Annotated in this window: 21 protein-coding genes, 1 tRNA gene and 1 other annotated feature; of the genes, 10 read left to right on the top strand and 12 right to left on the bottom strand. The window is 40.5% G+C overall.

Annotated elements, in window-relative coordinates; translation table 11 throughout:
* Nucleotides 1-130 precede the first annotated feature (130 nt).
* Nucleotides 131-442, top strand: a complete 312-nt coding sequence (locus tag HWQ58_RS33030; protein WP_292872257.1) for a threonine dehydratase — start codon at nucleotides 131-133, stop codon at nucleotides 440-442.
* A gap of 339 nt (nucleotides 443-781) precedes the next feature.
* Here HWQ58_RS33030 and HWQ58_RS33025 read toward each other — a convergent pair whose 3' ends face one another.
* Nucleotides 782-991: a hypothetical protein gene (locus tag HWQ58_RS33025; RefSeq protein ID WP_094352741.1), complete on the bottom strand. Its 210-nt coding sequence runs from the start codon at nucleotides 989-991 to the stop codon at nucleotides 782-784.
* 387 nt (nucleotides 992-1378) lie between these two features.
* Here HWQ58_RS33025 and HWQ58_RS33020 point away from each other — a divergent pair, with 387 nt between their 5' ends.
* Nucleotides 1379-2428: an adenosine deaminase gene (locus HWQ58_RS33020; protein ID WP_292872255.1), complete on the top strand. Its 1050-nt coding sequence runs from the start codon at nucleotides 1379-1381 to the stop codon at nucleotides 2426-2428.
* Nucleotides 2429-3603: 1175 nt separating this feature from the next.
* Here the strand turns inward: HWQ58_RS33020 and HWQ58_RS33015 are convergent.
* The 8 genes from HWQ58_RS33015 to HWQ58_RS32980 all read right to left on the bottom strand — a co-directional run bounded on the left by HWQ58_RS33015 (nucleotide 3604) and on the right by HWQ58_RS32980 (nucleotide 10273).
* Nucleotides 3604-4242 (bottom strand): ThiF family adenylyltransferase, encoded by a 639-nt coding sequence (locus HWQ58_RS33015; protein ID WP_292872253.1) that lies wholly within the window; start codon nucleotides 4240-4242, stop codon nucleotides 3604-3606.
* A gap of 8 nt (nucleotides 4243-4250) precedes the next feature.
* On the bottom strand, nucleotides 4251-5081 hold the full coding sequence (locus HWQ58_RS33010; protein ID WP_292872251.1) for a hypothetical protein: 831 nt from the start codon (nucleotides 5079-5081) through the stop codon (nucleotides 4251-4253).
* Nucleotides 5082-5215: 134 nt separating this feature from the next.
* Nucleotides 5216-5271 (bottom strand) — a sequence feature (23S ribosomal RNA rRNA prediction is too short).
* 233 nt (nucleotides 5272-5504) lie between these two features.
* Nucleotides 5505-6464 carry a HEPN domain-containing protein gene (locus tag HWQ58_RS33005; protein WP_292872249.1) on the bottom strand — a complete coding sequence of 320 codons (960 nt, stop codon included), beginning with the start codon at nucleotides 6462-6464 and terminating at the stop codon, nucleotides 5505-5507.
* Nucleotides 6465-6672: 208 nt separating this feature from the next.
* Nucleotides 6673-8106 (bottom strand): VWA domain-containing protein, encoded by a 1434-nt coding sequence (locus HWQ58_RS33000; protein WP_292872247.1) that lies wholly within the window; start codon nucleotides 8104-8106, stop codon nucleotides 6673-6675.
* Between the two features lie 179 nt (nucleotides 8107-8285).
* Nucleotides 8286-8459 (bottom strand): hypothetical protein, encoded by a 174-nt coding sequence (locus HWQ58_RS32995; RefSeq protein WP_292872245.1) that lies wholly within the window; start codon nucleotides 8457-8459, stop codon nucleotides 8286-8288.
* 128 nt (nucleotides 8460-8587) lie between these two features.
* A tRNA-Ser gene (locus tag HWQ58_RS32990) sits at nucleotides 8588-8656 on the bottom strand.
* A gap of 32 nt (nucleotides 8657-8688) precedes the next feature.
* On the bottom strand, nucleotides 8689-9414 hold the full coding sequence (locus tag HWQ58_RS32985) for a hypothetical protein (protein WP_292872243.1): 726 nt from the start codon (nucleotides 9412-9414) through the stop codon (nucleotides 8689-8691).
* A gap of 658 nt (nucleotides 9415-10072) precedes the next feature.
* Nucleotides 10073-10273 carry a hypothetical protein gene (locus tag HWQ58_RS32980; protein ID WP_292872241.1) on the bottom strand — a complete coding sequence of 67 codons (201 nt, stop codon included), beginning with the start codon at nucleotides 10271-10273 and terminating at the stop codon, nucleotides 10073-10075.
* A gap of 980 nt (nucleotides 10274-11253) precedes the next feature.
* Between HWQ58_RS32980 and mutL the strand changes: the two genes are divergently transcribed.
* The 8 genes from mutL to HWQ58_RS32940 all read left to right on the top strand — a co-directional run bounded on the left by mutL (nucleotide 11254) and on the right by HWQ58_RS32940 (nucleotide 19038).
* Nucleotides 11254-12999, top strand: coding sequence for a DNA mismatch repair endonuclease MutL (mutL, locus tag HWQ58_RS32975; RefSeq protein WP_292872239.1), 1746 nt, complete (start codon nucleotides 11254-11256; stop codon nucleotides 12997-12999).
* A gap of 317 nt (nucleotides 13000-13316) precedes the next feature.
* Entirely contained in the window at nucleotides 13317-13457 is a 141-nt protein-coding gene (locus tag HWQ58_RS32970) for a hypothetical protein (RefSeq protein WP_292872237.1), read from the top strand.
* Nucleotides 13448-13717 carry a hypothetical protein gene (locus tag HWQ58_RS32965; protein ID WP_292872235.1) on the top strand — a complete coding sequence of 90 codons (270 nt, stop codon included), beginning with the start codon at nucleotides 13448-13450 and terminating at the stop codon, nucleotides 13715-13717. Before HWQ58_RS32970 ends, HWQ58_RS32965 begins: the two co-directional genes overlap by 10 nt.
* A 27-nt stretch (nucleotides 13718-13744) precedes the next feature.
* Complete coding sequence (locus HWQ58_RS32960; RefSeq protein WP_292872233.1) at nucleotides 13745-15340, top strand: class I SAM-dependent DNA methyltransferase; 1596 nt, start codon at nucleotides 13745-13747, stop codon at nucleotides 15338-15340.
* Complete coding sequence (locus tag HWQ58_RS32955) at nucleotides 15340-15918, top strand: Uma2 family endonuclease (RefSeq protein WP_292872297.1); 579 nt, start codon at nucleotides 15340-15342, stop codon at nucleotides 15916-15918. Before HWQ58_RS32960 ends, HWQ58_RS32955 begins: the two co-directional genes overlap by 1 nt.
* Complete coding sequence (locus HWQ58_RS32950) at nucleotides 15919-16986, top strand: hypothetical protein (protein ID WP_292872231.1); 1068 nt, start codon at nucleotides 15919-15921, stop codon at nucleotides 16984-16986. It abuts the gene before it with no gap.
* 104 nt (nucleotides 16987-17090) lie between these two features.
* Nucleotides 17091-17696 carry a hypothetical protein gene (locus HWQ58_RS32945; protein ID WP_292872229.1) on the top strand — a complete coding sequence of 202 codons (606 nt, stop codon included), beginning with the start codon at nucleotides 17091-17093 and terminating at the stop codon, nucleotides 17694-17696.
* Nucleotides 17689-19038, top strand: coding sequence for a restriction endonuclease subunit S (locus HWQ58_RS32940; RefSeq protein ID WP_292872227.1), 1350 nt, complete (start codon nucleotides 17689-17691; stop codon nucleotides 19036-19038). The genes HWQ58_RS32945 and HWQ58_RS32940 overlap by 8 nt, the downstream gene beginning before the upstream one ends.
* A 3-nt stretch (nucleotides 19039-19041) precedes the next feature.
* Here HWQ58_RS32940 and HWQ58_RS32935 read toward each other — a convergent pair whose 3' ends face one another.
* From HWQ58_RS32935 to HWQ58_RS32925, 3 genes are all read right to left on the bottom strand, one after another.
* On the bottom strand, nucleotides 19042-19404 hold the full coding sequence (locus HWQ58_RS32935) for a hypothetical protein (RefSeq protein WP_292872225.1): 363 nt from the start codon (nucleotides 19402-19404) through the stop codon (nucleotides 19042-19044).
* A gap of 140 nt (nucleotides 19405-19544) precedes the next feature.
* On the bottom strand, nucleotides 19545-19736 hold the full coding sequence (locus tag HWQ58_RS32930; RefSeq protein WP_292872223.1) for a DUF1902 domain-containing protein: 192 nt from the start codon (nucleotides 19734-19736) through the stop codon (nucleotides 19545-19547).
* A gap of 249 nt (nucleotides 19737-19985) precedes the next feature.
* Nucleotides 19986-20147, bottom strand: coding sequence for a hypothetical protein (locus HWQ58_RS32925; RefSeq protein WP_292872221.1), 162 nt, complete (start codon nucleotides 20145-20147; stop codon nucleotides 19986-19988).
* Between the last annotated feature and the right edge of the window lie 183 nt (nucleotides 20148-20330).

Genomic DNA, 20330 nt, shown 5'->3' with positions numbered 1-20330 from the left:
ATCGGATTGCTATATCAAACGTAAGTACTAGTTGAGCTATACCTACCTACTGGTAGATTTTTGCCATATCACCAACTCCCGAATCCGAATTGAGTCACAATGATAGTAGGCAATCATTGAAGGTACTGTTATGCTTCGTCTAACTCAATTTATTCGGAACTTGTTCCTTCGTTTTGAAGGCTTGTTTGGTGTTTTATTCCAAAGTATTTCTAATTTTTTCGGAAATTTATTTGGTTTTTTTGCCAAGCTTTTCGGATTCAGTGAGTCTGGTTATTTCTTGGAATCTGATCAGGTGCAGGGCATAAAGCAAGCTTCAGCTAAACAGCCAATTGAAACGAATCAGGATAACACTGCTAAAATTCCTGTTACTAATCGCCGTCGTTCTAATGCCAAACTTGACGACTACTACCTCAACATGGCTCGTAATGTGAAAAAGAACTGAAAAAAGCAATAAGCTGTTCCACCTTTAACTTGCATTATTAGGGCGGGCAAGACTTTAACATCAGCACTACTTTAATAACGCTCAGTACAAGTCAGCCGAACGCTGTCCACCCCACAATATTTTAATGAAATTTAGATATGCAAATTATATCTGGAACAGTTTATCAATAACTAAATGGCGCTTTGCATTTTCACAAAAATCATCTAGCCACAATTAAGGAATTTGCATGTGCGTAGGCGCGTATTTACCGCAGGCATCGCACCTTTAATAAAAATTTTGTCCAGTTTGAGGCTGGACAATAGCTAGAAATATTTTTGAGATTGAATATTTACTTGGTTTTTAACTTACCAAATCAACTAAGGCGTTGCTTTGGAAGCGGACTATAGATGAAACTGAGCAACCGCGATAATTCTCAGAGGTGAATACTGATAGTGTGATATTAGCTTGACCTGGATCTAAAATGCGTTTTACCTTGCAGGTTTGCATTTTATTGTTGCAGTAAGCAATAATCCGATCGCCAGCCTTGACTTCCAACGCTTGAATTTTCAATTAATACCAACCTTGCCAGGAATTTGCTTTGTTAAAGGAAAAATATATTGCTATATCTCACTCGCTTGACAATAGCAATGTTCTTTTAGTGTAGCACAAAAATCAAGGATATCAATGCTATCAATTTAATCTTGGTAATGTCAAGTTTATTCATGCTGCAAATACTAGTGCAGGAGGTTGGAGGCAGAAATTTATCTGTTGCTCTCAACCCTATCTAATTCCAAGCCACCAAATCGTTTGCGCCGTTTCTCGGTCAGAGTATTTGTTGAAATTCAGATGTAGGGAAACCTCTACTTCAAAGAAGTTGGAGCTAAATTTTTTTGATGAGAGATTTTTCTCTCAATGTTTTTGTTACAATCATTGAAATTTTTACCTAAAAATACCACTATGGCTTTATACGCTGAATTACATAGACATCTAGGCGGCTCGGTCGTACCACGAGTTTTATGGCGATATTTTGAGCGACATTCTACGGAGTTAATTTCCCGCTTTGCTGACTATTCAGATTTTGAAGATTTTTATACCCGCCCACGTAACTCCCTAGATGAGTATCTAGAATTACACACCCTGGTAGAAAGCGTGCAAACTGTGGAGACTTTGCCTTACTTTATCTATCGCTTGGTGCGGGGTGCTTACATATTTGAAAATTTGGCTTATCTGGAACTGCGCTACACTCCTTATTTGCGGACACCTGAGCATCTGAGTCAATCCGAAAGAATTGACAAGATGGCAGAAATTGTCCGAGTCGTTGGACTTGCCAGCCACCAGCCAGAATATCCGATTGTTACTAGCCAAATTCTCTGTATGCACACGCGCCTACCATATCAGGTGAACAAGGCGATTGTTGATTTGGCGGCGCAAAATAAACAGTATGTCTGTGCAGTAGATGTAGCGGGAGGTGGTAGTAGTTACGCTGAACGCTTAGAAGAATGGATTAGCTTATATGATTATGCGCGATCGCTGGGCGTTAACACCACGGGACATCTATATGAAACCACCGCTAGTTGTTACCCAGAACTGTTACCATATTTGATGCGAATTGGTCACGGCATTCAAATTCCCCTACTATATCCAGAACTACTTAATGATGTGGCTAGACGCGGACAATGTTTGGAGGTTTGTCCGACAACTTATCTCAAAACTGGAACTTTGCAAGATATACGTCAACTCAAATTAGTTTTTGACCGTTGTCTTGATGCTGGGGTTGATATCGCTATCTGTACTGATAATGCTGGATTGCACAATGTGCGTCTACCGTTTGAGTATGAGAATCTCTTGACTTACAACATTATTAGTTTTGAACAACTACAAGCTTGTCAAGATGCGGCTTTCCGTCATGCTTTTGCTTGGCCTTACAGTCAACCTCCTGCATCACTGTTGAACGGTTTGCTCAAACCTGAACCAGCTAAAATTCTGTCCATAAGAGATACTAATTAACGATCGCCTAAAGATATTCATAAAATCAGGTGATTGAATGTTAATTAATGTTGCAATTACTAATTTTTCCTGATGCCATAGAAAAGTTGTAATGCATAATAGATATCTTGCAAAATTAATGTTTTAGAAATTAAACCACAGATGCACACAGATCATTTATCGGTGTATATTTGTGGTTCCTTTTTTGCTGAGAAAGGATTCTTGCTATAATATAAAGTTAGGATAATTATATAACAATCTCACCAATAGAAATACTGAAACAATTTCACTTACCTCTCCCCCAACCGCTAGATGCGCCCGTTTAAAACTTAGCTATGACTTGGACATGAGAAGGAAAGTTCATTGTTATATGATTACCAGGGACTTCGTGGATTTCTAGCCCTTCCATCGCCAAATCATGCCAACCGAGTTCTGGATTTTGCGGGTTGAAGGAGTCGCGATCGCTTGCTCACAAGAAGATGACTCTACCTGGATAAGCTTTTGGGACGTAGTTCCGCATTGCTTTAATTATGGCAGGCTTTACAGTCAAATACATCTAACGACGCAAGGACAATTAAGACAACATCAAATAAGCTTCATATAACAACTTAATTGCTTTGTACTAGATTATAAAGGTGGAATCATGATAAGTTATATCAGCAGGGGTAAAGAGGGAGATTGTGTTCAGCAAATTTTGGGCACTCACATGAAGTATTCAGAAATAAGCTTTTGGATTGCCCAGCAAAATGCACCGAACACCACAAATCTAGAGTCACAAATTGCAAACTTAGAGTCACAAGTTACAAGTCTCGAGTCACAAGTGACAAGTTTAAAGTATCAAGTCTCTAACCTAGAACATGATGTTAGGCAAGCTGGAGCCATTGCAATATTTTGTGTTGGAGCGTTTTGTGCATTGTGGGCCCAGAATACCGGTCGTAATGCATGGTTATGGTTTTTCCTTGGAATCTTCTTCGCTCCAATTACTCTCATAGTGCTACTTGCCAAAAATTCAGATGACAAAAGGTCGCAGAGATAATTGACCGAAAAAGACTCATGATACAAGCCCCTAAATTTATTTATGGGGATTATTAATTTTGACTTTTGACTTTTGACTTTTGACTTCCCCGAAAGGGCTGACCTCCTCGTTTGATAAGCCGATATAGCCATAAGGTCAAAATCACAAACGTCTACGCAATCTACAAAAACAGAGATTGAACAGTCAGATCCTTCTGGGTGATGGTGAAGTTACGCTGTTCTGCTGTCGCAATGAATGAAACGATCGCTTCACACGCTACAGCCACTGTTAACATCACTAGGTTTCGTGCCAACGGATAATCACAGACATCATCATTCACCTCGGAAGGAACACGATAAACGTCATTCCAAATCACTTCTGCATAATCTGCTGATAGTCCAGCATGAAGACAAGGAATGTTTAATTGTTCAGCATAATCTTTCACTGCTTGACGTGCCACGCTATTGTCAAAGACATCGACAATTAACTGGCTGTCTTTGAGTAATTGAGTTGTATTTGCTGGTGTTAACTCTTTTGTCTTAGCATCAACTTTAGTACCAATTGCTCGATATAAATTATTCGCTAAAATCTTCGCCTTGAACGCTCCCACATCAGAACGGTAGTAAGGCTGAGTCGAAAGGTTACGCTCCTCAATGCGATCGCGATCTATCACTGTCAGTTTATCAAAACCAGACCGAGCTAAGTTTTCAGCTATGTTAGCTCCTAATGCTCCAGCCCCACAAATAGTTACAGGATAGTTTTTCAACTTTGTCATCACAGCATTGCTGCGGTAAAGCTGTTCGTGAAAAAAGATGTTCATTATTCTCACTACTCTTGTTGTTCCATGACACCCACTAAGGATTGCAAGTCAAAATCGCGATCGCGTCCACTCAGACAAATACCAGAACTAACAACAGTCAAATCAGTTTTAGCGATCGCACTACTATGGCGAACACCATCAGCAGTTGTCCAATCGACTGTCCAGTAATCGCTGCGATCGTGGAATTGATTTAATTCACCACCGCCCATTTGCAATGCCTTTCTCAATCGCTTTTCATCCTGTTGGGGTTGAGTAAATCCCTCAATGCGCCGAGTTGCTAATTCATACACTGTGCGGATTTCTGGAGTAATGCCCTTAAACTCTAATTCCTCAGCAGGAGTGAGTTGTTTGAGGGCAGATTGCAGAGTTTCAGAAATTGCCGGATCGGTACGGCGATCTACTTCCTCGAACCAGCAAGACTGCCCATTCCATCGGGCAATGATTTGTTCAAAGGCGATACCCTCAGTAACTAAGTGGACTGCGATCGGCTTAACCACCTTCAACCGTTGACGTATATCTGCTTCATTCACAGGGTATGCTAACCAGGTTTGTTTCCGTAGTTGGTGTGCTAACCGCAGCCGTATTTGGGGAAAGTGTTGCAGGTATTCTGCAACTTGGGGTAAGTCTGCTTCTTCTACAACCGTTGCTATTTTCTCATCCACAGGCTGAAAGATGCCCCAACCTTCAAATTTACTAGGCTTTGGACTGAAAGTGTAGATCATCCCGGCTACCCGTGTGCAAACTCGTCCACCTTTGACGCAGGGGGCAAGAAATTGGGTAGCAGACAACTGTGCTTCTGCGATCGCAATTTGGTTGATTAGCTTAAATATGTTAGTCATAACTAATACCAATTTTTTTTAACAAGGTTACAGATGCAACCCTATAAAATCTGATTTTCTTAATTACAAATTAATATAATTCTGCGTGCAAGTTGGTGGAGCATTGCGTGTTCTCAGTTACTAGAGGGACTCCGCTGGTGAGCTTTTACACACTCTTTCAAGGATGGCTACTTTTAAGCCTACCTCCCAGGTTCTTCGTACTCCCCGTTCACACACGCCCACTGATTTGACAGTGTTACCTTTCCTCTCGTACTAGTATGTAGGCTCCACAAGTTGGGGCACGCAGGATATTATATTACAATATACTACAAATTAAATGGAAAAGCGATCGCGGTTGTCATTGACATAAGGAAATTGAGATAAAATCTTTATCAGTCAGCTAGGGTTCAAGGGTTTTAAGTTTTATCTGCCAACAATATTCATTTAGCATTCTTTCAAATCAGTGTATAGTTGAGGTTCGATTAGAGAGTGTCGCAAAAGCATTTTTACAACTAATTTTAAAAATTTTTTGGCAGTGAAATCATCTTTTAAAACTAATAGCTCTTTTATAAAATCAGGTTGACCACCGTGCGCTATATTACTTCTATAAGCGTAAAGCTTTTTCCAAACTGTACTTTCCGGTGTATTTCCAAAAAACTGAGAGTAGTCGAGTTTATTAATAAAACGCTTTGATAATAAATTAATTTTATTTATAACTTGTCGTGTAATTGAATCCTCTTTATCAATTGGTTTATGTGTAATCAAAAATTCAATAATAGTAAATAGCCCAAGAATTTTGAATTTAGAATTATGAGGAATATGCTTGAGTTCTTCTAGCATATTAATAGCTTTTTTTATGTCTGGATACTTCATTTCATCTAACTGCTGATAAGTTTTATATACTGAGCCTATATCTTGCAGAGTTACACCATCAATATATTCAATTGAAGGCAAGTCAGTATCCATTTCATGAAAATAATTAAAAATATGTGTAGGGTTTTTCAGGATTCCAAAATTTTTTACTCCTTCATGGTAGAGAAATTGTAAGGCAAATTCTAATTCGACTTCTATTAAATTAGCTGCCAAACTTAAATCATAAATTTTAGAATTATTTCCATAAAAGTTTATTACATAATATTTCCAATTTTGTGGTTCAAGCGGCTGACTTTGAAAACTCTTATGATTGAGTGTATTTATGGCTTCAATATATTCAAATTGATAAGGAGATGAATTAAAGCTGGAAAACATTGGAAAATAACCTGAATATCGGAAATATTCTTTAATCTGCTCAATTTGAATAGGGTTAGCTTTTTGGAAGTAGCAATCTTCAATAACTTTGAAAGGCAGGTCGCAGTTTACATTAACTAGGTTAGCTACAAAAGCAAAGCTAGTATTTTTTAACATAGTTTTTCTAAGCCTACTTTTAATTGTTTTATACTTTAAGAGTATTTTATCTGAAATCCCAGGATACGTGCAGGGACAAATTATTGTCAACAGCAAATATATTTGTTGCAAAATTAATTTATATTTCTACTTAATTAAAGTAATTTAAAATATCCAAAGTAGGCAAGGCTTACTATTTGTATTAATAAACATTGCCATACTTTGCAACTTACTTATCATCTCGCACAGGCAACGGCATGTCCAAAATCTCCATCAGCAAATCCAGACGAGAGGGGCGCGTCAGTAGTGGAACGATGTTCGGCAAACTGTAGTAGTCACCCGCGAAAGTGAACGTATCTACAGGTGCTTGCTGCTGCTTCAGTTGACTCTCTACCCAGTTGTAATGAGTACCCACACGGACAATCACCACATTGGGCATTATCGCCAATTCCCGGCAGTAGTTCTTGTAGACTTCACCGAAGTAAGGAGCAGCATTTTCGCCCTCATCCGTCACCAAAATTATCTGGTCAACTACCTGCTTCTTCTTCCGCATTGCTTCCAATGCACAGCCGATGCTAGTACCACCGCCTGCATTGATGTACTGGAAGGCACGCTCCCAGTCGGTCAACTCCTTGCCCTTTGCTGTAATAGCGTAAGGAATGGTGTCGAAAGCGTAGACAAACAGTTCTGCCTTAGTGATACCAGAGATTAAGGCAGCGAGTTGCAAACCCGTCGCGATCGCATTTTCCATTGAACCAGACTTGTCTACCAATAAAGCAGTTGGACGAGCGATCGCACCACGCCGTTTCACCTGTTCGTTTGTCACCTTTTCCAGTTGGGCAACGGTGTCTGCGTCAAAATCTCCTGCATCTGTGGCAATCTGTGCTTTAAATGCTGAAACACGCGCACTCTTAGATGCTGCTTCCAGCTTAGAATCAATCAGCTTCTTGACTTGTGGGTGATCCATTGCACCTCTAGTCTGGAGAGACTTGAGGTTGTTGATCGCTTCTTGAGGAGTCATGCTGTTGATTAACGCCACCAATACAACTGGTGTAAGTTGGTTGATTGTACCAATTGCGATCGTATATGGAATTTTGAACTCGACAATCAGCCGTGCCTGTTCTGCGGCATTTTCTGCCTTAGCAAGCTGCTTCAGCACATTTGCTAAGGAACCCTCTGGAGGAGTATCGCCAAATAGAATCGCATTTGCCCGCTCATTTGGCTTGATGTGCAGCGAAGCGTATAAGTGCTTCATTGCTTTACGACCTCTCAGAGCAGCGCGATCGAACAGAGCTGGATTGCTCTCCCGTACCTTTAGATAACGCCGTACCGCAGTGCGGGCGGAACGAGGCAATTTATTCTGCTGCTGCTTCATGAAGTCCACCACACGAGCCACTTGATAGGGAGGAAATTCTTGCAGCATCATAAATCCAGCATCTCGGTGTTCAGTCAAATTGCTGGTTAACAAATGAGCAACAAACACCTCTTTGTGGTCGCGGACATCACCATGACGCTGATACCAAACTGCCAGGTGTCCGTAGAAGATGGGATCGAGTTCAACAATCAACTGATGAATTTCTGCGACTTGCTCAAGCTTGCGGTGAGGAGTTGTGAGTAAACTGTTGAGCATTTCTAAACGCAGGTCACGTTCTGCGGTGTTCATTATGAACCTCCTCTAATTGTGATGGATGAGGAGGCAGATGTTGCACGCGAGGCGATCGAGTCACCGCGCAAGTTGTAGAAGCATTGTGTATAAATTTTTCAGACTTATGTAAGCTTCTGCGATCGGGGCGCGGCAACAACTGCCAATTAGAAATTTAATGTAAATTGAAATCGTTAGTACTACTCCCTAAAAGTAGTAGCTGCGTAAGCTGCCATCATATCTGCCGAAGAATGCGACAGCACTTTTTGAAAGCAGCGACCAGAACCACAAAGACAAAGGTCATTGTTACCAAGCTTTTCTTGTAGTTCCTTGTCGCCATGAACAAGGCGGTCGCCACGACGACATTTACTCAATGATTCAAAAGCAGAAATCGTCAAATTGTTCAGGCTCGATGTTGAAAGAATTAATCTTTTTCATCGTTCTCACCTCCATGTTGAAATAAAATAAGATCACCTCGTGCAAGTCGAAAAAGCTGTTGATTCACACACGGGATTTGAACCCGTAGTTGCTTGATCTCAAGTCAAGTGCCTTACCATTCGGCTAGTATGTAAGCTTTTTCAGTTAGGGCACGAAGTGAAAATTTTAGTTTTTAGAAAGTTGATTTAAAATAAATCGAATTTCTTTCTTGTTACACTGCTGTTTCCTAACAGCGTAAATCATTCGACCTCTATACATTGCCGCAGAACGATGAATTATACCTTTGACAACATCGGTCACATAATGAGTTGGTGGGGGTGGAAAATCTTCAAAGGTAATTAAATACCAAATTTCATTTAGCTTCTGGTATTGATGATAATTATCAATGATGACAATATCACTTTGTTCCTGCTTTTGCTTCTGCTTTCGAGGTACTTTTTTGGCTGCACAAAGAATTCCAGTTTCAGGATGGATATAGAAGCGATCGCGATGGTTTGCATCTAGCTGAATTCGATACCCTTGGTAAGGCTTGCTATAAAAACCACCATCAATTATTTCTACATGCCGTTCAACATAGTCCCACACATGATCGATAACATGCCGCCCTGCCATTGTACTGGGATCTAATCGTTGACACAGTTGGCTGTAAACGTCATTCCAAGGCTGTCCGACTTTTGAGCGCAAAAACCGACGCAGAGGGCCGAGATGGTCTGAAAGATACTTAGATTTATTTGTTGGTTTAATCAGGTAGGGATTCAACAATCCATCCTGAATTGCATCCTGGGTGATTTTGTCTAATTGCTTCTTAAAGCCAGTCACCTTTTTGAGGCTAATTCTCCTCCCACCGCGAGGACGCTCAATCACAATCTCGCTCAAACGATGTTCGCTCATATCTCACGTTGTTTAAATGCACTTGTACTAATTGAGTTGTTATTAAACATGAGTTAGCTAACATCATTGAACTCACCTCTGTGTTGAGTAAAGGTTATAGAAAAATCCGATTTTAAGAAGAATGCAGAATTCAGAATTTATAATTCAGAATAAAAAAATGTGTAATTTAGACTCGCTACTAATTAAAGACCATTAAATTTTTGATTTAGTGGGGAACTTCAACCCCTTTATTTATCAGACAATCACACATAATTAAATTCTGAATTCTGGCTACTGACTCCTGAATTCTGTTTTGTTAAATAATTGAAATTCCGCACAAGTTAGCAAAGCAGTTTTCACAATTGCCTATACCAATTTGGCTACGCTCCCATCAAAGGGAGCGACAGGATTTGAACCTGCATTCCGTTGCCGGATGGTGTGTGTAGGCTTTACAAGTTAGGGCGCGGAATTAAGTCTTAAATCATTCCGTGCAAGTTTAAGAAGCTTTTTACAGCTACGGTCGCTCTTACCAAATATTGGCAGTGGGCACGCACGCTAAATCTGCGCTCTTACTTAGAAATCATGCTTCGCTTATTCGATCGCTCGAACTTTACTACCTTAGAACCGTTATGAATGTGTATGTATGCTTCTTCTGTTAGGGCACGGATGACTCTGAAATTTAACCATAGACAGCTTCAGGGCGGACGATCAGATCGCCACTAGGACGGCGATCGATTACGTAAGCAGAGAGGCGATCGCTATTCACATCTAAATGCCGAGCAACGCGCTCCTTCACTGCCTCATCATTCATCCCTGCTGCAATTCCCAATTGTGTTTTTGGCACATCAACAGAACGTCCTTCAAATCGAATATGAACCATTGCAATCACCTCTTGTTTTAATTACGAATTGATATTAGTGGATCTGATCGGGATTGAACCGATACCCTCCCTGTGAGAGTTACACTCACACCTCGTGCGAGTCGAAAAAGCTGTGGTGACACACGCAGGACTTGAACCTGCAACTTATCGTTTTAGAGACGATCGCTTTACCATTGAGCAAGTATGTAAGCTTTTTCTGTCAGGGCACAAGTGACATCTGGGAACTCTACCGTTAGAGCTACAGACCCAAGAAAGCATAATTGCGATGCTCTTATCTTGCTCCCAGAAGTGTTTACACAACTTCAATCGCAGTCAAGAAAGAGTGGAGTCGTCGGGAATTGTAGGCTTTGCCTTCCCGTTCGCGGAGCGTTCCCGAAGGGTAGGGTACCCGAATCCTGCAACCGTCCGTTTGTTGGCTTCGGAGCAGTCGAACACCAATCGCGGCCCCAAAAGTGGCATCTATAGCAATTGTCAAGGTTCCAAGGGGTTTTAGTTTTGCCTTTTGAGGAGGCTTTTATTTTTATACTACAAGTGTATTACGTAAATTACATAATGTCAAGTGTCGAGATGGATCGGGCAATTGTCCTTGATAAGGAACTGTTGGGCTTACCAAGAGCCAAAGGCATGGCGTGATGACTACCTGGAACTACCAATGCTAGAGTCAACCCCTTCTCTGCGAGACGCTACGCAAACGGGGAATTCAAAATTCAAAATTCAAAATTAATAATCCCCATAAATAAATTTAGGGGCTTGGGACCCTATATGCTGAGTGCAATTAATTTTACTTTTTACTCTAAGCCGAGTTACTCTACAGGCGAGGCACTGTTTTGGTGAGTATTCTACGAAATATTTCTATAGTTAGCAAAAGCTAGTACAGTATTTAGATGCGTTTGCCCTGCGGGGTTCTCTGGCTTAAGTAATCAAGCGAACATGATATAAGTCATATATAACGTGCCCCCAGAAGCTATAAACTATAATTTATGGCATCTACTATTCAAGCTCTACCAACAGAAGTCGTATATCTCATTACAGCTGGAGAGGTAATCGACTCTTTAGCTTCTGTGGTGCGGGAATTGGTAGAAAATTCCCTAGACGCAGGTGCAACGCGAATTGTGGTTTCTCTATGGCCGCAGCAATGGCGAATCCGTGTGGCAGATAATGGCTGTGGAATGAACCTAGATGATTTGCAACAAGCAGCCACAGCCCACAGCACTAGTAAAATTCGCTCTAGTGCCGATTTGTGGAAAATTAATAGTTTGGGGTTTCGTGGTGAGGCGTTGCACAGTTTAACGACTCTGGCAGATTTAGAAATTTTGAGTCGTCCTCTGGACGGAAAATTAGGATGGCGGATAATTTATGGCGATGGCGGGAAAGTTGTACAAGTTGAAGCAACTGCGATCGCACCTGGTACAGTAGTTACAGTTTCCCATCTTTTCGGTAATTGCTCATCTCGTCGTCAGGGATTACCCACAACAGCACAGCAAATGAAAGCTGTGCAAGCTACAATTTACCAAATCGCCCTGTGTCATCCCCATGTCACCTGGCAGATTTGGCAAAATGACCGTCAATGGTTCACCATTTGTCCTGCTGCCACAACTGGACAACTATTACTGCAGATTTTACCGCAAGTGCGACAAGGTGACTTGCAAGAAGTGAAACTGGAAATAGCCAACCCATTAAACTCAGAAGACAAAACTCAGAATTCCGAATTCAGCACTCCTAACTCCTCACTCTGTACTTTGCACTCTGCACTAAATTTAGTGGTAGGATTACCCGATCGCTGTCATCGTCATCGTCCAGATTGGGTACGTGTAGCCATTAACGGCAGGATGGTTAAGACGCCAGAACTAGAGCAAACGATATTATCAGTATTTCACAAAACATTACCACGCGATCGCTATCCAATTTGTTTCTTACATCTTGCCATTTCCCCGGAGCAAATTAACTGGAATCGCAATCCAGCAAAAACAGAAATTTACCTCAACGAAATCATTTATTGGCAAGAACAAATTACCCAAGCAATTAACCAAGCAATCAGCATCTCTTCTAACAATCTCAAAGAAGCTGTTCACACAACACGAGTTAGTAAATTACTCAAAGCCGCAGAAGCCAAAGGCGGTTACAATTTCAATCCTCAAAATCCCAACGAAAATCATAAAAATTCTAACCCCTCGCTCTCAACTCCTAACTCCTTAAAAGCTGTCGCTCAAGTTAGCAACACTTATATTGTGGCGGAACATTCAGGTGGTATGTGGTTAGTAGAACAGCACATTGCCCATGAGCGAGTTTTGTATGAGCAATTATGCGATGATTGGCAACTTTTACCCGTCGAACCGCCAATAATTCTTTATCAATTATCGCCAGCGCAAGTATCGCAACTGCAACGCATCGGTTTAGAAATAGAACCCTTTGGCGAACAACTTTGGGCAGTCCGTAATATCCCCGCCCCTTTGCAGCAGCGAGACGACTGTGCAGAAGCAATTTTAGAACTTAGTTGGGGAGGCGATTTACAAACAGCCCAAGTAGCTGTCGCCTGTCGCAGTGCCATTCGTAACGGTACACCGATGAATCAACAAGAAATGCAGACACTTTTAGATAATTGGCAACGCACTCGCAACCCCCGCACGTGTCCCCACGGACGCCCAATTTATCTCTCCTTAGAAGAATCAGCTTTAGCTCGGTTTTTCCGGCGTAATTGGGTAATTGGTAAAAGTCATGGAATTTAATGTTTTCGGCAAGACATTAGAATAGGTGTCGATTGCCAATTTCTTTGTCTGCGTTGACAAATTAATGTCCATATTGACAGATAAATGTCCGCGTTGACAAATTAGTGTCTATTAGACAGTCTGGATAAGGCATATCAAAAATGAACTGCTATGTTCACAATACCAGTTTAACAATTTTTGACTCATCGATTTTAAATTTAAAAACATATTATGTTCAATAATACTATATATGTATATTAAAATGCTGTGCAATCTGTGATTTAACGCAGAAAAGTTTTTTTACGAGTAAACAAGCTGCTGAAATCACAGGCTGCACTTTGCGCCAGCTCCGATACTGGCGAGAAAAGGGTGTAGTTATGCCTGTTATCGGTGAGACTGGAATAGGGCGTAGTATTTATTACTCAAAGCCGAATTTGATGGAACTGGCAGCTTTTGTTTTTTTTTGTCTATGGGGCTAAATTTTGATGTTGCTAATACTACGCTCAAAACATTGAAAGACAAGGAACCAGAATTATTTGAATCTGGTAAAGGTACGCGGTGGATGCTCCAACGAGACAATCACAAGCGATCGCTTGAACTTGTAGAGTTTGAATTAGAACAAGCGATGCCTAACGGCAAGCCGCTTTGCGTCTACGCCCAAATAAAAGCAGGTCAACCTGTAATTCCAGTATGGTTAGATACCATATACGAGCGTATAGCCAGCAAGTTGAAAGATTAGACTTCAGCAATTTGGAAGTGTGTTGGAGTGTCATCTCAACAAGAGATATACTGGCAAAGCATTATTGTCGCAATCTCAGCATCTAATATGGGCAAACTCACACTGCCGCAACTAGAACGCCATCTTTTTTCTGCTGCGGATATTCTGCGGGGAAAGATGGATGCTTCGGACTTCAAAGAATACATCTTCGGGATGCTTTTTTTAAAACGCGCCTCAGATGTATTTGAGCCGCAGTATGAGCAGATTTTGCAGCATAATTTGCAAAGGGGACGGACACAAGAAGAAGCAAACATGAGGGCAGAAAGCCCCATCAGTTACCAAGAAACTTTTTTTGTACCAGAAAAAGCGCGGTGGGGATATATTCGTGATCAGCTACATAAAAACGTCGGACAAGGGCTAAATGATGCTTTGACGGCATTTGAGGAAAGTAACGAAGCGCTGACGGGAGTATTAAAACATATTGATTTTAATCGTCAAGCTGGTAAAAATCGGATTCCTGATGTCAAGTTGCGCGAACTGATTAAACACTTCAATAAATATCGTTTGCGAAATGAGGATTTTGTATTTCCTGATTTGCTGGGTGCTGCTTACGAGTACCTGATTAAAGAGTTTGCAGATTCAGCCGGGAAAAAAGGGGGCGAGTTTTATACGCCGCGTGAAGTAGTGCAGCTGATGGTGCGCCTGTTAAAACCTCAACCTGGAATGTCAGTTTATGATCCCTGTTGTGGTTCTGGGGGAATGTTAATTCAGTCTAAGCAATATGTAGAAGAATGCGGTCGTGATGCCAGAAATTTAGCACTATACGGTCAAGATAATAACGGCGGCGTATGGGCAATTTGTAAAATTAATATGCTGCTGCACGGCATTCGAGATGCAGATATACATAATGACGATACTCTGTTTAATCCCTTGCATATTGCTGACGGCGAACTAATCCGCTTTGACAGAGTAATCAGTAATCCGCCTTTTTCTCAAAACTATAGCCGCGAGGGAATGCAATTTTCTGGACGCTTTACGCATGGTTATTGTCCTGAGACGGGTAAAAAAGCAGATTTGATGTTTGCCCAGCACATGTTGGCTGTTCTCAAAACTGATGGGATGATGGCGACGGTAATGCCGCATGGGGTGCTGTTTCGCGGTGGAGAAGAAAAGAAAATTCGGGAGAGTTTTATTAAACACGATCAATTAGAGGCGGTGATTGGCTTACCACCGAATTTGTTTTATGGCACAGGTATCCCTGCCTGTATTTTGGTGATGTGTCCACAAGGGGCGAAACCTGTTGAACGCCAGGGAAAAGTTTTGTTTATTAATGCTGATGCTGAATATTATGCAGGTCGCGCTCAAAATTATTTGCGTCCTGAACATATTGAAAAGATTTCCTGGGTGTTTGAAAATTTTCTGTCTTTATCTGGATATTCCACAGTAGTAACTAAAGAAGAATTAAGAGATAACGATTACAACTGCAATATCCGTCGCTATGCTGACAACGCGCCACCACCAGAACCGCACGATGTACGGGCGCATTTGTTGGGGGGAATTCCTAAAGTAGAGGTAGAGGCTAAATCTTCGCTATTAGCAGCGCATGGGTTTGATGCAACTAGGATTTTTGTGGAGCGCAATTAATTATGACTGTAACCTTACAATTACCTCCTAATCTGCAATTTAGTGATGAGGAATTTGCACAAATTGTAGCCGTGAATAAAGAATTACGACTAGAGCTAAGTGCTGAAGGGGAATTAATTATCATGTCACCTACTGGGGGAGAAACAGGAAACCGTAATTTTGATTTATTAGGTCAGATATGGTTTTGGAGCAATCAAAATAATTTGGGAAAAGCTTTTGATTCTTCTACTGGGTTTAAACTGCCAAATGGTGCAACTCGTTCACCTGATGCTTCTTGGGTAAGGATAGAAAGATGGGATGCTCTTACCCCAGAACAAAGAAAGAAATTTATCCCTTTGTGTCCTGATTTTGCGGTGGAATTAGTTTCTGAAACTGATGATGTAGAAGATATTAAAGCCAAAATGGCGGAATACTTAGCAAATGGCTTACAACTGGGTTGGTTAATTAATCCTAAAGAGCAACAAGTAATAATTTATCGCCCAAATCTTGCACCGGAAGTTTTACAATCTCCCACAAGTTTATCGGGTGAAGATGTTCTCCCTGGTTTTGTTTTAAATTTACAGCAGATTTTTACATAGATGAATGATTATCTTGATTTTATTTCTACAATCACAGAACGTTCTCAAATTAAAAGTTTTATAGAATCTGATGCTGGTGTGCAGCAGCAAGAAGGCAAACTTTATAATGTTTTTGCTGCTTGGTGGCAAATACACTCTACGAGTTTGGGTGACTTGCCTAAAACTAAAAAGGTGATGGAACTCCGCGCTGAGTTTTTTAGTTCTTTTGTGGATAGTTTGCAACCTGTGGCATTACTTGACCGTTTTAAAGTGGCGGGTGTGGTTGCTAGTTGGTGGAATGAACAGAGGTATGAACTGAGAACTTTATCAGAGTCAGATTTTGGTGGTTTAGTTGATAGTTGGGTAGATACGATTAAAGATGCTTTAGAACAAGATGATGACGAGAAGAAAAAGCAGGCAAAATTTGACCCTCTAAATCATAAATTGGTTGGACGGTTGATGCCGGACTATTTACAAGACATTGCTGAGGCTGAGGCGAAAATTGCGGAATTAGAACAGCAAAAGTCAGCTTTTGAGCAGGGAGAAGAAGCTGAGGCAGATATTGAAGAAGGTGAAGAATCAGAAGCAGTTAATATTGTTAAGGATTTAGAGACAAAGCTGAAGTATATAAAAAATTTGATTAAAGAGCCGAAGAAGGAATTCAAGATTTTAAAGAAGACACCTTTATTTAATAAAGATAAAATTGCTGAACTTGAGGCTTTTATTGAAGAGAATGAAGCGGAAATTGCCAAAATAGAAGCCCAACTAGAACCCTATAAGGAAATTGTTAAGCAGTTGAAGGAAGAAAAGGCACAATTAAAGACATTAAAGAATGAATTGGTGAAACGTTTGTCAGCTGCGCGGGCTGCGTTGACTGATGAAGATTGTCAGGAGTTAGTCTTAGCGATTTTCAAGGATGGGTTAATTGCTGAATTAGAGCGATATGTTACCGCGCACCGTCAGATGGTGATTGCGGCGGTAGAGAATTGGTGGGATAAGTATCGGGTGACGTTGCAGGATATTGAGACAGAACGGGATGCAGCAGCGAAGAAGTTGAATGAGTTTTTGCAGGGTTTGGGGTATGTTTAATATTTGAAGTAGGGTGTGTTATGCCGTAGGCTAACGCACCACCAGCAATTTAAGGTGCGTTACGCTAAAGCGATAATGCACCCTACAGGTTAATTTTACTAAATATGGTTTATAGTGACTTTACTTTAAGTAAGTTTAAAAAGAATTTCAATATTCGGATTGATGAGGAAGCTGATTTGTTTGCTAATGTTGAGCCTAGAGAAATCAGTGATACGTTATCAACTAGTTTAGAAGAAACAACTGAGTTAGCTTTAGCAATTAATACTGAAAAAGCACGTTCGGAAATGATTATTACGCCGATTTTGTTGGAGGTGAGGCGTAAGGCAAATTATCAGATTAGTTTATTTTCAGGAAGTGATTTTAATGTTGATGCTGAGAAGGGGCTGAATGGGTATTGTGATTTTGTTATTAGTCGCTCTAAGGAACAGTTAACAATTAATGCGCCTGTGATGATTATTGTTGAGGCGAAAAATGAAAATATTAAAGGTGGTTTAGGGCAATGTGCGGCTGCTATGTTGGCAGCACAGTTATTTAATCAGCAGGAAGGAAATGAGATTAAAACTATTTACGGGGCGGTGACTACTGGGGATATTTGGAAGTTTTTGAAGTTGGAAGGGACGGATGTGTTTATTGATTTGAATAATTATTACATTAAGGAGATAAATAAGATTTTGGGCATTTTGTATCAGGGTGTGCAGGGTTATGCGTGAGGTTTTGGTTAAGAATGAGGAGTTTAAGGATTCGCCTGTTGGGAGAATTCCGACGGATTGGGAAGTCAAAACTTTAGGTGATTGTGCATTTATAACTAAGCTTGCTGGATTTGAATACACTAATTATTTTGACTACTTTCAACAAGGCGAAGTTATAGCTCTTCGAGTACTTAATATCCGAAATGGCGCACTTGATTTGTCAGTTGTTCAATCAATTCCTCGTAAAGTATCTAAGCAATTATCTCGTTCAGCACTTAGTAAGGGTGATTTAGTTATTTCTTACGTTGGCACAATTGGGGAGGTTGCTCTCATTGAAGAAGATGAGCGATTTCATTTAGCTCCTAATGTCGCCAAGATATCACCTAATCTAGCAATTATTACATCTCGTTTTCTTTTAACTCAAATTCTCAGCCAAGCTGTTCAAAAACGACTATTAGACCTTAGCACTTTAACTTCGCAACCTGCTCTTAGTATGAGTAGATTGCGCCAACTAACGATTGCATTACCCTCATTTTCAGAACAGCGACGTATTGCTGAAATTTTGGATACGGTGGATGAAGCGATCGCACGCACATCTTCCCTTATTATAAAACTTAAACAAACCAAAGCCGGACTACTGCAAGACTTGCTCACACGCGGGTTAGATGAGAATGGTAAATTGAGAGATCCACAAGCGCATCCTGAACAATTTAAAGATTTGGCGCTGGGACGAATTCCACAAGAGTGGACTGTAAAAGAATTTGGTGAATACGTTGCACATCTTGATAGTGGTTGGAGTCCTATCTGTGAAGCAGAGCCAGTAGCTAATGGTGAATGGGGAGTACTCAAAACAACTGCTGTTGTATGGAGTGGTTATAATCCTTCAGAAAGCAAAAAATTACCTTCAAATCTTGAACCACGATACTCAGCTGTTGTCGAAACTGATGATATTCTCATAACTCGCAAAGGCCCGCGTGAGCGAGTAGGTGTAGTAGTTCATATTCCATCAACACCTGCTAATCTGATGATGCCAGATACAGTATTTCGAGTACGTCTGAAAGAATCAAGCCCTTTATTACCTGCTTTTATACCACTCACACTCGGTTCTGTAGCTGTACAACAAGACTGGAATCGTAAAAAAGTTGGTTTAGCTGAAGCGCAAGTTGATATTAATTATGGAATTGTGCGTGAAACAATAATTTATATACCACCAAAATCTGAGCAAAAATATATAATTCAAATTTTAAATACTTATGATACCCGCATCCGCACAGAAGAAACCTACCTTAACAAGCTCAAACTCCAAAAACAAGGACTGATGCAAGACTTATTAACTGGCAAAGTGCGCGTGAAAAATCTCTAGACATCAACTTTTATTAGTAACCTCATAACTAGCAATTACCTTCCGTTGAGGTTCTAAACTTTTATCTCGATTTTGAAACTCATCTAACAACCGATAGAAACTATTAAAACCCTCTTGTTCACTCCCACAGTGCAGCATAATAATCTTTGCCCAAGAGTTAGAAGTGGAGACATGATATTTTTTCTGCACCCAAGGCTGAAACTCTTGATAAAAATCCATTTCCTCCTCAGTTGCTTTAACTTCTAATTCTCTTAAAGCAGTTTTAAAACCAACTAAAAAATGAAACAGATCGCTAACAGAAGCACGCCCGATATACATTCCTGGCTTAGATTTAATTTTTTGCAATATTTCAAATAATTTGCTCATCTTAATTTTTTTCTCCCAGCTACTAATATTTCAATTCTAAAGCTCATCTAAATAGTCAATCAGAAACTCTCCACCAATAAATGTATAAATAATAGTATTATTAGTTACTCTTGTTAATCGCTAGTTAATTAAAAAGTAATTTAGCCTACATAGTCAGAGGGTATTATTCCATTTAAAACAATAAGTTCGGGAATCATTACTCGAAGCTTTTGAGTGAGAATTTCCATACTAGAAGCTTCTGTTGCTAATCCTGGCACATCTTCACTAGTTGCAACCCAAACCTCTGCATCTTTATCCCAAAATGCTTGAACTTTAAACGTGATTTGTTTCATGATCAAGCGTTTTGTCGAATTTGCAATAGACCTCTTGTATAAGTCGAATAGACCCCCCTTTATCCCTCCTTATAAAGGGGGGAAACTTGAAATCTTGCCCCCTCCCCTTCACAAGGGGAGGGTTGGGGAGGGGTGATTCAAGGATTTTTGCAAGAGGTCTAATGTGTAGTTATATTTTACAGCAGCTTTTACTTGGGTAGACCACAGGCGTAGCGGGGCATCATTGTTAATAACTGTAGAGTAAGGTTTTTAGCTCAGGCGAGGTTCAAGAAAAGATGGTTTAAGTTTTACAAGTTGATGCAATGGCGTTGTGGGCGATCGCACCAGTTGAAGGTCATGAAACTCAACAAAGTCCTGAAATGTTGGGTTACGTTCCTCAAGCCAATCTACCCCGGAGAGGGAAAAATTCAAAGTCTCTCTCCTTTTAGGCTACGGTGTACACACAAGTATGACCAGCATAGGTTTCAATTCTAGTTGTTTCGTAGGGTGCGTTATGGAGACGCCGAAATAACAAATGAGTTCGCCGAAATAACAAATGCGTACGCCGAAATAACAAATGAGTACGCCGAAATAACAAATGAGTACGCCGAAATA

Origin of the sequence: Nostoc sp. LPT, assembly GCF_017115165.1 — a bacterium.
GTDB lineage: Bacteria > Cyanobacteriota > Cyanobacteriia > Cyanobacteriales > Nostocaceae > Nostoc.
The sequence above is the reverse complement of the archived record's forward strand: the minus strand, read 5'-3'. Positions and strand labels throughout refer to the sequence as shown.